The 14,564-nt window shown below is 37.0% G+C and carries 13 protein-coding genes; 6 read left to right on the top strand and 7 right to left on the bottom strand.

All coding sequences use genetic code 11. The features are described from left to right. Positions 1-102: 102 nt before the first annotated feature. On the top strand, positions 103-624 hold the full coding sequence (locus DES48_RS09950; protein WP_113868882.1) for a DUF6944 family repetitive protein: 522 nt from the start codon (positions 103-105) through the stop codon (positions 622-624). Between the two features lie 16 nt (positions 625-640). On the opposite strand, the gene smpB is transcribed toward DES48_RS09950, so the two are convergent. Then, positions 641-1,105 (bottom strand): SsrA-binding protein SmpB, encoded by a 465-nt coding sequence (gene smpB / locus DES48_RS09945; protein ID WP_113868880.1) that lies wholly within the window; start codon positions 1,103-1,105, stop codon positions 641-643. Positions 1,106-1,249: 144 nt separating this feature from the next. Here smpB and DES48_RS09940 point away from each other — a divergent pair, with 144 nt between their 5' ends. Beyond that, the gene (locus DES48_RS09940) at positions 1,250-2,104 is read left to right on the top strand and encodes a GNAT family N-acetyltransferase (protein ID WP_113868877.1); all 855 of its coding nucleotides are present in this window, start codon (positions 1,250-1,252) and stop codon (positions 2,102-2,104) included. A gap of 88 nt (positions 2,105-2,192) precedes the next feature. On the opposite strand, the gene rnr is transcribed toward DES48_RS09940, so the two are convergent. The 3 genes from rnr to secG form a co-directional block, all read right to left on the bottom strand. Further along, positions 2,193-4,496, bottom strand: a complete 2,304-nt coding sequence (gene rnr, locus DES48_RS09935) for a ribonuclease R (protein ID WP_113868875.1) — start codon at positions 4,494-4,496, stop codon at positions 2,193-2,195. Positions 4,497-4,540: 44 nt separating this feature from the next. Continuing rightward, positions 4,541-5,284 (bottom strand): alpha/beta hydrolase, encoded by a 744-nt coding sequence (locus tag DES48_RS09930; RefSeq protein ID WP_079710873.1) that lies wholly within the window; start codon positions 5,282-5,284, stop codon positions 4,541-4,543. 197 nt (positions 5,285-5,481) lie between these two features. Then, positions 5,482-5,712, bottom strand: a complete 231-nt coding sequence (gene secG / locus DES48_RS09925; RefSeq protein WP_079710872.1) for a preprotein translocase subunit SecG — start codon at positions 5,710-5,712, stop codon at positions 5,482-5,484. Between the two features lie 269 nt (positions 5,713-5,981). Here secG and DES48_RS09920 point away from each other — a divergent pair, with 269 nt between their 5' ends. From DES48_RS09920 to ptsP, 4 genes are all read left to right on the top strand, one after another. Continuing rightward, positions 5,982-6,731, top strand: a complete 750-nt coding sequence (locus DES48_RS09920; protein ID WP_113868873.1) for a DeoR/GlpR family DNA-binding transcription regulator — start codon at positions 5,982-5,984, stop codon at positions 6,729-6,731. Then, positions 6,731-7,642: a 1-phosphofructokinase gene (pfkB, locus tag DES48_RS09915; RefSeq protein ID WP_113868871.1), complete on the top strand. Its 912-nt coding sequence runs from the start codon at positions 6,731-6,733 to the stop codon at positions 7,640-7,642. The genes DES48_RS09920 and pfkB overlap by 1 nt, the downstream gene beginning before the upstream one ends. Positions 7,643-7,963: 321 nt before the next feature. Next, a complete protein-coding gene (locus DES48_RS09910) occupies positions 7,964-8,233 on the top strand; it encodes a phosphocarrier protein HPr (protein WP_113868869.1) in 270 nt (89 codons plus the stop codon). 6 nt (positions 8,234-8,239) lie between these two features. Beyond that, entirely contained in the window at positions 8,240-9,955 is a 1,716-nt protein-coding gene (gene ptsP, locus DES48_RS09905; protein ID WP_079710868.1) for a phosphoenolpyruvate--protein phosphotransferase, read from the top strand. 50 nt (positions 9,956-10,005) lie between these two features. Here ptsP and DES48_RS09900 read toward each other — a convergent pair whose 3' ends face one another. The 3 genes from DES48_RS09900 to eno all read right to left on the bottom strand — a co-directional run bounded on the left by DES48_RS09900 (position 10,006) and on the right by eno (position 14,558). Beyond that, positions 10,006-12,048 carry an iron ABC transporter permease gene (locus DES48_RS09900; protein WP_113868866.1) on the bottom strand — a complete coding sequence of 681 codons (2,043 nt, stop codon included), beginning with the start codon at positions 12,046-12,048 and terminating at the stop codon, positions 10,006-10,008. Positions 12,049-12,066: 18 nt separating this feature from the next. Then, positions 12,067-13,050, bottom strand: a complete 984-nt coding sequence (locus tag DES48_RS09895) for an ABC transporter substrate-binding protein (RefSeq protein ID WP_113868864.1) — start codon at positions 13,048-13,050, stop codon at positions 12,067-12,069. Positions 13,051-13,271: 221 nt separating this feature from the next. Then, the gene (eno, locus tag DES48_RS09890; RefSeq protein WP_079710865.1) at positions 13,272-14,558 is read right to left on the bottom strand and encodes a phosphopyruvate hydratase; all 1,287 of its coding nucleotides are present in this window, start codon (positions 14,556-14,558) and stop codon (positions 13,272-13,274) included. Between the last annotated feature and the right edge of the window lie 6 nt (positions 14,559-14,564).

The raw sequence follows: 14,564 nt of genomic DNA, 5'->3' as shown, positions 1-14,564 counted from the left end.
ATTCAAGCGATTTACTAATTGTAAGATTATCCAGTATACCTGCCAAAACAATAAAAATCGATTCTCATACAATAGTAACAAATTAGGTGTGGGGGGATTGTGATGAGTAAACACGAAAAAGTTGTGTTAGGTAATTGGATACAAGCGACTGGTACCATCATCTCTGCTGTCGCAAATACCCCTGACATTCCTATTTCCGCTAATTTGAAACAAGATTTTAAAGTAATCGGCAATACCCTCCAGGCTACTGGAAATGCAATCCAAGTAGAAAAGCTAACGATTCGCAACCTAAATAATATCGCAAATGAAATCCAAGCAGTTGGAAATACATTAGAGATTGCTTCCCTTATGTTGCCGATTCGTTCAAGCGATACACTAAGTTCTCAAGGAGACCTGTTACAAGCATTAGGTAGTGTGATTAGTTTTTCTGAGGAATTGAAAAAAGCACGGACAATCGAAGTACTGTATCTGGGGATAGGAAATTTACTGCAAGCCATTGGAAATAGCTTGCAGGCATTGGCCACAAGAAGTAAATCCAATGCTACCATACTAAATACAATCGGAAATTGGATTCAAGCAACTGGAGCAGTAATGACTGCAATTGGAGCGAGCATTGATTCATAACTTACGCTATATTTATTTAGAAGTTATTTTTTAATGCTCGATCCACGTCTCGTTTCGCTTGCTTACGTTTTAAGTCTTCGCGTTTATCGTATTTTTTCTTCCCTTTTCCTAGTCCTATTAATACTTTTGCTACACCATTTTTTATATAAACTTTTAACGGAACTAATGAATAACCTGCTTGTTGTGTTTCCCCGATTAGTTTATCAATTTCTTTTCGGTGCAGTAATAACTTTCTTGCTCTTGTCGGCTCGTGATTGTAACGATTTCCTTGTTCGTAAGGAGAAATGTGCATGTTGTGTAAATATGCTTCACCTTTATAATCAATCCGAGCAAAACTATCTTTCATATTGACTCGACGTCCACGAATCGATTTGATTTCGGTACCTTGTAAAACAAGTCCCGCTTCAAATGTTTCTTCGATAAAAAAATCATGACTCGCTTTTTTATTTTGGGCAATGAGTAGTCCTTGACCTTTTGGCATAACCTACATCCTCCTATTAGTACATAACTATAATTTTAACAGTTTGAAACTGAAGTGACAACGCTTATTCATGGACAATTCACTTTTTACTATGCGATGATAGAAACTAGAATTATTCCTTATTTGCAAAGGAGGTAGAAACGTTTGTTGCAAGACACAGAAACAGTTCGACAATTAACATTAGATGATCATGAATTAGTAACAAAAATGCACACCAACATAGCTGATGATTACGTCAAAAACATATTTCCCGATTTAGTTAAATCACAAACACATGGGTTATTTGGGTGGTTCCAAGGGGAATATCTTGTCTCCATAGCTGGTTATTCCTTATTTCCAGGTGGATACGCTATGTTAGGGCGCTTACGAAGTGATGTGCGCTTCCGTACAAATGGCTATGCAACCAAATTATTAGCTCATATTATTAAGACACTCACCATGAATCCCGAAATAAAATGGGTCGGTGCTAATACGAACATACATAACCATGCTGCACGTAAAGTGGTAGATAAGCTTGGGATGAAAGAAATAACGAAACTACATTCATACCCTGTCAAAGAAGGGAGAGAAGTAAAAGGTCTAGACGGTCCAGTGTGGAACAGAGTCGATGATATCAAACAAAAAAGACAACTATTGCATTGGTTAAAAGAAGAAAATGCCCTAGGTGTCTATCCTTATGAATGTTTTTATCCGTTTCCTTACACAGATGAATTAGTAACTGATGAAGACCTGAATCAATCTACTTTTTATCTAAATCCAACAGAGGATCGATTTATGGTGATAAAAAATGACCAAAAACAAGAGTGGTTCGCCCAAGTCAAATACTTTTGGAATGATCATTTTCAACAAGAAGGGTTTTGGAATACTGTCAATCAACATGTGAAAGTTGATCCACTTCAGCCAAAAACGCGAATTGAATTTTCTGAGCAAGGTAAACAAAATATCCCCAATATTGATGTTTTTGATGTATCTGATGGATGGGTGCTATATGGGAGATAGCTAGTTGAACTTAGAGATTCATAATCTTCCATATAAGTAAGAAAAGGCTGGTTTTTACCAGCCTTTTCTTATTCATTACACGTTTATTTTATTTTTTCTTTTTCGTTTTCTTCTTTTTCGAATTTTTTGGTGGCTTCATCTTTGTATTTTTCGAGCCATTTGATCTAGACTTTCCATTTGAGGATTTTTCTTTTTTTCTTCGTTCTTTTCGATTGGAATCATTGGTATTGATCGTCGTACTACGTTCACGTCTTGGTTTCATTCCAACAACTTCGAAATCTACCACACGTTCTTCTATGTTGACGTTAGCAACTTTGACAGTAATTTCATCTCCGATTCGGAAAACATTTCCTGTCCTTTCTCCGATCATCGCATATGATCGCTCATCAAAATGATAATAATCATCCGTTAAATAGCTAACATGGACAAGACCTTCAATCGTATTAGGTAATTCGACAAATAAGCCGAAGTTCGTCACTGAGCTTATAACACCATCAAATTCCTCACCGATTTTGTCTTGCATGTATTCTGCTTTTTTCAAATCATCGGTTTCACGTTCGGCATCGACAGCTGCACGTTCTTTTTCAGATGTATGTCTTGCGATTTCTGGCATTCGGTCTTTCCAATGTTGTTGTGTTTTTTGATCCAATTGATTGTTGATTACATACGTACGAATTAACCTGTGTACAATCAAATCAGGATAACGACGGATTGGTGACGTAAAATGCGTATAGAAATTTGTTGCCAAGCCAAAGTGACCGATACTTTGTGGATCATATTTCGCTTGTTTCATCGAGCGAAGCATTAACTTGGAAATAATCATTTCTTCCTGTTCACCTTTAACCATATCAAGCACTTGTTGTAATGCTTGCGGATGGATTTCATTCGCTGTACCTTTTACTGAATAACCCAATTGTCCGAGAAATTCAAAGAAATTTTGTAGTTTATCTGGATCTGGGTCTTCGTGAATCCGATGAATAAACGGTACATCCATCCAATGGAAGTGTTCAGCTACTGTTTCATTGGCAGCGAGCATAAATTCTTCAATTAAACGTTCTGCCACAGAGCGCTCTCTTATCATGACATCTTCCGCTTTACCATTACTATCTACTAATACTTGTGCTTCTTTGAAATCGAAATCTATTGCACCACGTCCGAATCTTTTTTCTCTTAATACTTCTGCTAATGCTTCCATTTCTTCAAACATTGGTACAAGATCGCAATAACGTTCCCGCAGTTCCTCATCTTTATCAACTAAAATCTTGTTCACATCGGAATAAGTCATACGTTCATTCGTGCGAATTACACTTTGAAAAATATCGTGGTTAACAACTTCCCCACTTGCATTGATCTCCATTTCACACCCTAAGGTTAAACGATCTACTTGTGGGTTCAAGGAACAAATACCATTAGATAGCCGATGTGGAATCATTGGAATAACACGATCGACTAAATACACACTAGTTGCTCGATCAAATGCTTCTTGATCAATTGGTGAATTTTCTTCCACATAATAAGAGACATCCGCGATATAAACGCCTAACTTATAATTACCATTTGCTAATTTCTTAACGGTTACTGCGTCATCTAAGTCTTTTGCGTCTGCGCCATCAATTGTAACAATCGGTTCATCTCGTAGATCTCGTCGATTATTAATTTCTGTTGGATCAATTTGTTCAGGTACTTGTTTTGCATGCTGGAGTACTTCTTCTGGAAAATCCACTTGAATACCATGTTTATAAATAATCGAGATGATATCCATACCGGGATCATTTTTGTGCCCTAGAATTTCGATTACTTCCCCTTCGGCACTCATTCGTTCTTCAGGGAACTTCGTGATATCAACAATCACTTTATGTCCGCTTATCGCTCCATTTGATGCATTTTTAGGAATAAAAATATCATTTGGTATACGTTTATCATCAGCAATAACAAAACCAAAGTTACCATTATCTTCGTACGTACCGATAATACGTGTAGCGGCACGTTCTATTATTCGGATAACCACACCTTCTGGACGTTTTCCAAATTCATCTCTACCGTCAATTCGCACAAGTACGAGATCATTGTTCATTGCTGATTGAAGATCGGCATGATTAATATAGACATCATCTTGATCTTCATCGTCTGGTAATAAGAAAGCAAAGCCTTTGGCATGCATTTGGATGCGACCACGAATCAAATTCATCCGTTCAGGCAGCCCATAACGATTTTTGCGTGTTCGAACAATTTTACCCTTTTCTTCCAAATCATTAAGTAATTTCATCAGTACTTTAAACTGATCTGCATCATTCAAGTCCAATATTTCTTCGATCTCTTGGATAGCTAATGGTTTTGTTGCCTCTTGTTCAAAATAATTTAATAGTTTTTGTTGTAGTTCTTCTTGTTCCATTTAATCACCTTCTTTCTATTAGACAGGTCTATATCTATTATGGTTCATGACCAATCCAATAATTCTAAAAATTGATAAATATCTTCGTGTACCTCTTCTTTTTTCTTTCCTAAGGTAATCGCATGTCCAGCGTCTTGATACCATTTAATCTGTTTGTTATCGGCTTCTATATTGTCATAGATATAGCTTGCACTATCTGTATTAATCATATGATCATCTTCAGCTTGGACAACTAATGTAGGCGTATAAATTTGATCAACATGATTTTTTACATCTGTAATCGTATCGCCTAACTCTTGAAACAAAGTAGTTGCGTTCGCTAGCAAGTCTTTGACCTCATCATCAATTACCTTATCGCTTTTACCTTCTACTTGTTTATATTGTCTTGCGTAAATTTGAAATCCTTTTGTCAATTGTGTGTTATTGTCAAAAAACATTGGTGCACACATTGAGACCATACCTTTTACTGGCAACGAATAACTTAGTTTTAATCCTAAAACACCACCTAATGACAAACCAGCTATTGCAATTTTTTCATAACCTAAATCTTTGAGATGTCGATAAGCTGCTTGGACATCTTCCCACCAATCAGATGCTTGTACTTCTAACAACTCTTCTGGTGCACCTCCATGGCCGCGATAAATTGGAGCATGGGTCGTATAGCCCTTTTTCTGCAAGAATCTTGCCAACATGCGAACATCTGCTGTATGACCTGTGAATCCATGTAATAGTAATACCGCACGTTCCCCTTCTTCAAACGTAAACGGTTGTGGTTTTTTTATTTTCATCATTGCTTCTTCCTTTCTACATCATACATCTAAAAAATTGGATAATAATTTTATCTTATCAAATCGGTTTCCGAACTGCACAATGTTTGATTTTTACTATACCAATTATTTATTGAAATAAAACAAAGACAATTGGTGTAAGAATAAACGAAAACCCCCTCTTTCACAAAATGTGCCGAGGGGGTTTTATGAACCGATTATAAAATATAAGCAATTGAAAAAGTTAACAAGAATAACAATACTCCTGTTACAATTGTTGCTCGGTGCAAGACAGCATCTAGACCGCGTGCTTTTTGTTTTCCGAATAATTGTTCTGCACCACCAGAAATCGCACCTGATAGACCGGCACTTTTTCCAGATTGTAATAGAACTAAAACAATAAGTGCTATAGCATCAATAATTAATAACGTAATCGCAACACCTTGCATGGTTGCGCACACCTCCTAAGACGCACTAATACATAAATTTAATGTAGCATAAACACCTATCACATCGCAAGTTATTTTTCCCATAATATAGTTACTCTCTAGTCCCAGCTATTTCGCTTCTCCTGTGCATTGCTATATAATAAAAGAAGCTGACTGCGATACTACATAAAATTTGATTGATTTTGATTATTTTTGACTTAATTTGATTGATTTTTATTATTAATTGCTTTATTATAAATATAAAGCCCTTACAAACTGGAGGGAAAACGATGTTAACACCAAAAAGACATCAATTAATTGAGCAAGAATTAAGTAAAAAACAGATGGTTACCATTCAAGATTTAGTGGATATTACAGGTGCGTCTGAATCCACTATCCGCAGAGATTTAAGCGAATTAGAGAAACAGAGTAGACTCATACGAGTTCACGGAGGAGCATCGATAAAAAATGCAGGTAAGCAAGAACTTAGTGTTCCAGAGAAGTCTTCTAAAAATATTACAGAAAAAAAAGCGATTGCTGCATATGCAACTGATTTAGTTGAAGATTATGATTGTATATATTTAGATGCTGGAACGACTACTTTTGAGATGATTCCTTTTCTAACTAATAAAAATATTACTGTGGTGACTAATGGTATCACGCATTTAGATGCACTGAGTCAATTCGGTATACCTACTTACTTAGTTGGCGGATTGGTGAAATATAATACAAGTGCCTTGATAGGACAGTTCGCACGAATGAGTTTATTAAATTACCGATTTGATAAATGTTTTTTAGGTGTTAATGGTATTCATGCTGAATATGCATATACGACACCAGACCCGGAAGAAGCAGCTATTAAACAAACTGCATTAGAATTATCACAAAAAAGCTTTATTCTAGCAGATAGTTCTAAATTAGATCAAGTATCGTTCACAAAAATTGCAGATTTAAAAGCCGCAACGATTATTATTAATCAAACAGATCATCAAATGTTAAATGCAATTAACAAGAAAACTAATGTAAAGGTTGTGTCATAATGCTTTATACCTGTACGCTAAACCCCTCGATAGATTACATTATACATGTAGAAGATTTCGTAGAAGGTGGATTAAATCGAGGGAAAAATACGTCCTATTATCCTGGTGGAAAAGGGATAAATGTTTCACGTGTATTAAAACGATTAGAAGTAGCCAATACTGCGCTAGGTTTTCTCGGAGATTTCACCGGTGATTTCATCAAAAACAAGCTCCATAATGAATCAATCAAAACAGCTTTTATTGAAGTTGACGGTACAACTCGAATCAATATGAAACTAAAAGCTTCCGATGAGACTGAAATTAATGGGCCTGGACCTGATATTTCAGCACAACAACTAGAAGCACTTTATACGCAAATTAGGCAATTGAATGCTGGCGATTTTCTAGTTGCTGCAGGCAGTATTCCTAGTACGGTTCCAGCAGATTTTTATGTCAAAGTGGCGACAATCTGTGCAGAAAACGGTGTGAAAATGGTTGCTGATACATCGAGCCAAGCATTAAAAGAAATTCTCGGCACATCATTGTTTTTAGTAAAACCGAATCATCATGAACTTGGCGAATTATTTGATGTAACCATTAAAACAACAGAAGATGCAATTACCTATGGAAAACAGCTCCAACAACAAGGCGCTGAACATGTACTAGTATCTATGGGAGGCTCTGGTGCAGTCTATATCAGTCCGGAAGCTTGCTATGTTGCTAAAGCTCCTGTAGGAACAGTGAAAAATACAGTGGGCGCAGGTGATTCTATGGTTGCTGGATTTTTAGCAGCATATACAAAAGGAAAATCACTAGAAGACACATTTCGATATGCCATTGCTACCGGTAGTGCTACTGCATTCCAAGATGATTTATGTGAAAAGAAAGATGTTGATGCACTCCTATCGACAATCGAAATAACAAAAAAATAAAACATAATAGTACTTTAGAGTTTGTTTATACTAGTATTGAACGATGGGTATTGTATCCACTCTTACCATGCTATTTTCACAGTTGTATCGCATTAATATAATTAAAAAATATCTTTATCTTTTCTATAAGTGGACGTCAAACAAATATAATGGTATTGTAATAGCGGTATAAGTTTATAGAAGAAGAATAAATGCTTCTTTATATGCAAATCTTACAATTATGCGACGTTTTAGGTGTAGTTCTTGAAATTGCACCTTAAAAAAGAGTAAAATTGTATTGTAGTATACCTATAAAATATAATTATTTAGGAGGTTTTTTTCATGGCAGCAGAAAAAACAGTTACAATTACAGATTCAACAGGAGTGCATGCGCGTCCAGCGACCGTATTAGTAAATAAAGCAGGTAGCTTTTCTTCAGACGTTACAGTTGAATACAATGGCAAATCAGTAAACTTGAAATCAATTATGGGCGTTATGTCTCTTGGAATTCCTAAAGATGCGAAAATCAAACTTGTTGCAAAAGGTTCAGACGAACAAGAAGCAATCGATGCGATTTACGACGTAATTAAACAAGAAGGACTAGGGGAGTAATTTTTAATGAGTACTATCACGGGGATTGCAGCATCTAGTGGAGTTGCAATTGCGAAAGCGTATAAATTAGCAACTCCTGATCTTTCTTTTGAGAAAAAGAAAGTGGACGATGCAGAAGCAGAAGTAAAACGCTTAAATGAAGCGTTAGAAGTTTCTAAGAAAGAATTAGAGATAATTAAAGAGAACGCACGCAAAACTTTAGGTGATGAACATGCTGAAATTTTCTCTGCTCACTTGCTTGTACTCGGTGACCCAGAACTAGTTAACCCGATCCAAGATAAAATCAAAACGGATTTAGTAAATGCTGAATCTGCATTAGACGAAACAGCAAATATGTTTATTGATATGTTCAAAGCGATGGACAATGAATACATGCGTGAACGTGCAGCTGACATTCAAGATGTCACCAAGCGTGTGATGGCGCATTTATTAAATGTATCATTCCCAGACCCTGCACTTATCGATGAAGAAGTAGTAGTTATTGCAGAAGACTTAACCCCTTCTGATACTGCACAATTAAATAAACAATTTGTTAAAGGGTTCACTACAAACATTGGTGGTCGTACCTCCCACTCAGCGATTATGGCTCGTTCGCTTGAAATTCCAGCTGTAGTTGGAACAAAAACAATTACAGAAGATGTGAAAGAGAACGATATCGTAATTGTGGATGGCATTGATGGACAAGTAATTGTTAATCCATCTAATGAAGAGATTACTCAATACGAGCAGAAACAAGCAGATTTTGAAAAACAAAAAGAAATTTGGGCGCAATTAAAAGATGAACCAACTGTTTCATCTGATGGTTCCCATGTGGAACTAGTTGCAAATATTGGTACCCCTGACGATGTTGCTGGTATTATCAATAATGGCGGTGAAGGCGTTGGCTTATATCGTACTGAATTTCTTTACATGGGTAAAAGCGAACTTCCTACAGAAGATGAGCAATTTGAAGCGTATAAATCTGTATTAGAGCAAATGGGGGATAAACCAGTTGTAGTTCGTACATTGGATATCGGTGGAGACAAAGAGTTAAGCTACCTTGATCTACCGAAAGAAATGAACCCATTCCTAGGCTTCCGTGCCATTCGTCTTTGCTTAGAACGTGATGATATTTTCCGTGTGCAATTACGCGCTCTATTACGCGCAAGTACATACGGTAATCTAAAAATCATGTTCCCGATGATTGCTACACTAGATGAATTTCGTGAAGCAAAAGGACTGTTACTTGAAGAAAAAGAAAATCTTCAAAATGACGGTGTAACTGTTTCTGATGATATCGAAGTTGGTATCATGGTTGAGATTCCATCAACAGCGGTAATTGCTCGTCAATTTGCCAAGGAAGTTGATTTCTTCAGTATCGGTACAAATGATTTAATTCAATATACGATGGCAGCTGATCGTATGAATGAACGTGTTTCATACTTGTATCAACCATACCATCCTGCGATTTTAAACCTTGTTAACAATGTGATTGAAGCAGCACATGCAGAAGGTAAATGGGCCGGTATGTGTGGTGAAATGGCTGGCGACTCCATCGCTATTCCTATCCTATTAGGTTTGGGATTAGACGAATTTAGTATGAGTGCTACATCTATTTTACCAGCACGTACACAAATCAAAGATCTTTCCAAAGAAGAACTAGCTACTTACAAAGAGCAACTTCTTAGCATGAGCACAGCAAGTGAAGTAGAAGCATTTGTACGCGAGAAAACAAATCAATAAGATGTAAAAGAGCGTCATTCCTAATAGGAATGACGCTCTTTTGATATAGATTAATCTTTTATATGATTTGATCGATACATTAAAAATAAAAAATACGGTGCACCTATAATAGCAACAATGATACCGGATGGAATCTCTTTTGGGACTAATAATGTTCTACTTAAAATATCAGCAAACACTAGCACTGTTGCACCTAATAATGCAGTGATTGGAAGAATATATTTTTGCGTAGCACCTAATATAATACGCGCCACATGAGGTGCTATTAAACCGACAAACCCAATGGAGCCCACAGCAGCAACACTAGCAGCGGCTAATAAGGAAGCCAAAAGTGCCAAACGAAACCTGGCTTCTGCTACCTTCATGCCTAATCCTTTCGCAGTGTCATCCCCTAATGCCAGTAGATCAATATTTTTCAATTGCAACAGTAGTAACGGAAAAACAATTAAGAATGGTCCAATTAAATAAGTGAATAACTCTGTCCAACTCTTAGCATACGTGCTTCCGGCTAACCATGTTAGTGCAGATGTAACTGCCATATCCGCTTCAGTTACAAAAATTTGAATAATGGCCGAACCAAATGCTGATACACCAATCCCAAGTAGAGCTAATAAAGTCGGCTGAAATTTTGCTCGATAAGATAAAATCATTACGACCAAAAATGCCAACATTGCACCAAGAAATGCCCCCAGTGGAACAAAGATAGCTGATATACCTGAAATATAAAGAATAGTTAATGCACCAACTCCAGCACCAGATGTAATACCAATTACCGATGGATCTGCTAAAGGATTGCGCAAGACTCCTTGAAAAACAAATCCACTAATAGCCAACAAAGCTCCACTGACAGCAGCTACTAATAAACGAGGTAAGCGCAAATTGAGTATCATATTCTGGATAAAAGGATTTTCTAAACCTAAAAGGGCTCGAAAACTATGAACAAGTTGAATGCCACTATTGCCTGTTGCCATTCCAATAACAATCAAGATGACCAAGCCTAACACGAGTAGGTACATAAATACAGCTGGTGAAACAGAAAATGATATTTTACCTGTTAACATATTACTCGATTGTGCGTTGCTATACTTATTTTTTTGATTTCGTAACACAAGCCATATTAGCCATGGGGCTCCAATGAACGCAGTGATTGCTCCTACTGGTAATTCAGAAAAAGATGGATCTATCCATCTAGCAAATATATCTGCTCCTATTAAAACATTCGCACCCCAAATAAATGATCCAAGCAACAACAGATAATGATTCTGAAAACCTAATAATTTAAGTAGATGAGGGGCAATTAATCCAACAAATCCAATTGGTCCAACCACACTAACCGTTATTGCTGTTAAAAATACAGATACAAGTAGTGCTAGTAAACGAATCAAGTCAACGCGTTGCCCTAATGATTTTGCTACATCTTCCCCTAATCGAAAAATATCTAACGATTTCGCTAACAGAAGTGCTGCTAATAAACCTACTACAACAAAAGGTAACGAAAATTGTACGCCTTCCCAATTATTTTGTACAAGTGTACCTGATCCCCATAAAAATAGACCCGACGTTTCATTTTCGTAAAATAATTGCAATAGCGATGTAAAAGCAGAAAACATCATTGTAATAACCATACCAGCTAACACTAGTTTCACTTGATTACTGGACGTCGTACCTGCGATTACATAAGCCATCCCTGCGGTAAGCAAACCTCCGAAAAAAGCAACGAGCAGCCCGTTGTAAGACACAGAAGCAGGCATGAAAACAGTAGCCAATATCACAGCAAAATAAGAACCAGAATGGATCCCAAGCGTACTCGCAGATGCTAATGGGTTTTTTGTAATGGTTTGCAAAATTGCCCCAGCTACGGCTAATGCTCCCCCAGCAAGTAAGCCCATTAATGCACGTGGCAAGCGAAGATAACGTACGGTATGATGGGCTAGTATATCTTGGGGATTAAATATAGCATTGATAATAACAGAAGGTGCTAAATCAACGCTTCCTTGGTTAATATGGATAAATAATAATAACATCAAAAGGACGGCTCCCCCTCCAAAGGTAAGAGCCGTTTTTATTCCAAATGGTAAGCTTGTAAGTTTCATCGAATCACATCTCAATTTTTATTCCGTTAATGCATTTTTTATTTGATTAGCAAATACTTCAGCTGATAATGGTCCTCCATACGTCCATGTATCTCCTGGTAATCCATACGTATTACCCTCTTCAACGAATGATAAGTTTTCCCACGCAGGATTCCCAGCTAATTGATTAGTGAAAATATTGTCATCTTCTTGCACAATGTAAAAGAAGTTTGCATCTTGGAAGTTTTGCAATGCTTCTACACTTGCTTCATCATAACCGTATAGTTGAAACCCTTCAGATTCATAAGCATTTTCCAATCCTAATTGTTCCATGATCTGCACCGCCATTGCATTATCTTTAAATAAACGTAGTACTGGATTATTGTCGGATGTATAGGCTTGCGATAATACGAACGAGTTATTCTCTACATTGGCATCTGAAATCTCCTGTGCAACAGATGTAAATGTTTCTTCCATTCCATTAATAACTTCTGTCGCTTTATCTTCTTTCTGGAATAGTGTACCTAATTTATTAAAAGTGGTTTTCATTTCCTCAAATTGATTTCCTTGACCTTCTTCAGGATAAGGATTAAAAGCTAAGGTTGGGGCAATCTCTTCTAAGCTATCCATAATCCCTTCGTGTCGATAACCTGCAGTGATAATAACATCTGGATTTAATTCAGCAATAGCTTCTAAGTTAGGTTCTTGACGTGTACCAACATCCACTACATCTTCTGATAATTCTAGCTCAATATTGACCCAATTGTGATAATTTTCAATATCAGCCATTCCTACTGGTTGAATTCCCAAAGCCAATAAATCTTCAGCATATACCCATTCTAACACAACAACACGCTCTGGAACCTCCTCAAACGTTGTCTCATCATAAGCATCTGTTACCGTTATAGATTCTGTACTTTCGTTCGTATTCTCATCACTTTCTTGCGTGCCTTCATTATTACCGCAAGCAGCTAATAGAAAAACAACTGCAATAAAATATATTATAAGTCCTTTTTTGCGCATGTCCAATTCCTCCTATATGTAATTGATAAAGATTATCATTTGCATTATTATCTTACAAAAAGCGGTTCGATTTGTCAATGCAGAGTTCACGTTATTTAGAGATATGATGATTTCCAGGCTCTTAAACCGTTTTTCCATCAGATAAAATATGGTTTTGACCAAATCAAAAAGTCTTCTAAAGGTAAACCTTTAGAAGACTTTTTCGCATACACTCTATATTCTTATTTATTAAGGTTATAGAATGCAGTTTTTCCTGCATATTTTGCTGTTCCAACTAGTTCGTCTTCGATACGAAGTAATTGGTTGTATTTAGCTACACGGTCTGTACGAGACGGTGCACCTGTTTTGATTTGACCAGCGTTTGTCGCAACAGCGATGTCAGCGATAGTCGCATCTTCAGTTTCACCTGAACGGTGAGAAATTACAGCTGTGTAACCAGCACGTTTTGCCATTTCAATTGCTTCAAATGTTTCAGTAAGTGTACCAATTTGGTTCACTTTAACAAGGATAGAGTTACCTACACCTTGTTCAATACCTTGAGCAAGCCGTTTTGTATTTGTAACGAATAAGTCGTCACCTACTAATTGTACGCGGTCACCAATGCGGTCTTGAAGCATTTTGTGGCCTTCCCAGTCGTTTTCGTCTAAACCATCTTCAATAGAAACGATTGGGTATTTGTTGATCATGTCTTCATACCAGTCAGCCATTTCAGCTGAAGTACGTACGACACCTTCCCCTTTAAGGTTGTATTTACCATCTTCATAGAATTCAGAAGATGCAACGTCCATTGCAAGTTTTACTTCTTCACCTGGTTTGTATCCAGCTGCTTCAATTGCTTCAATGATTGTTGAAAGTGCTTCTTCATTTGATTTAAGGTTAGGTGCGAAACCACCTTCATCACCAACACCAGTATTGTAACCTTTTGAACCAAGTACTTTTTTCAAGTTATGGAAGATTTCAGCACCCATACGTAATGCTTCACGGAATGTAGGAGCTCCTACTGGCATAATCATGAATTCTTGAATATCTACGTTATTATCAGCGTGTTCCCCACCATTTAAGATGTTCATCATTGGTGTTGGAAGTGTAGTTGCGTTGAATCCACCTAAGTAAGTGTAAAGTGGCATACCTAAGTGATCTGCTGCAGCATGCGCTACTGCCATAGAAACACCAAGGATAGCATTTGCACCTAATTTTCCTTTGTTGTCTGTACCATCAAGTTCAAGTAATAGTTGATCAATAACTACTTGACGGGTAACATCTAAACCAAGTAATTCTGGTGCAATTACTTCGTTTACGTTTTCTACTGCTTTAAGAACACCTTTACCTAAGTAACGGTCTTTGTCTCCGTCACGTAATTCAACTGCTTCGTGTTCTCCAGTTGACGCACCACTTGGTACTAATGCAGAACCAAATGCTCCTGATTCTGTATAAACTTCTACTTCTACTGTTGGGTTACCACGTGAATCTAATACTTCGCGTGCATAAACATCTGTAATGTATGGCATAATGTT

It is taken from the genome of Paraliobacillus ryukyuensis (assembly GCF_003315295.1).
GTDB lineage: Bacteria > Bacillota > Bacilli > Bacillales > Amphibacillaceae > Paraliobacillus > Paraliobacillus ryukyuensis.
This window is presented reverse-complemented; position numbering and strand designations above follow the sequence as displayed.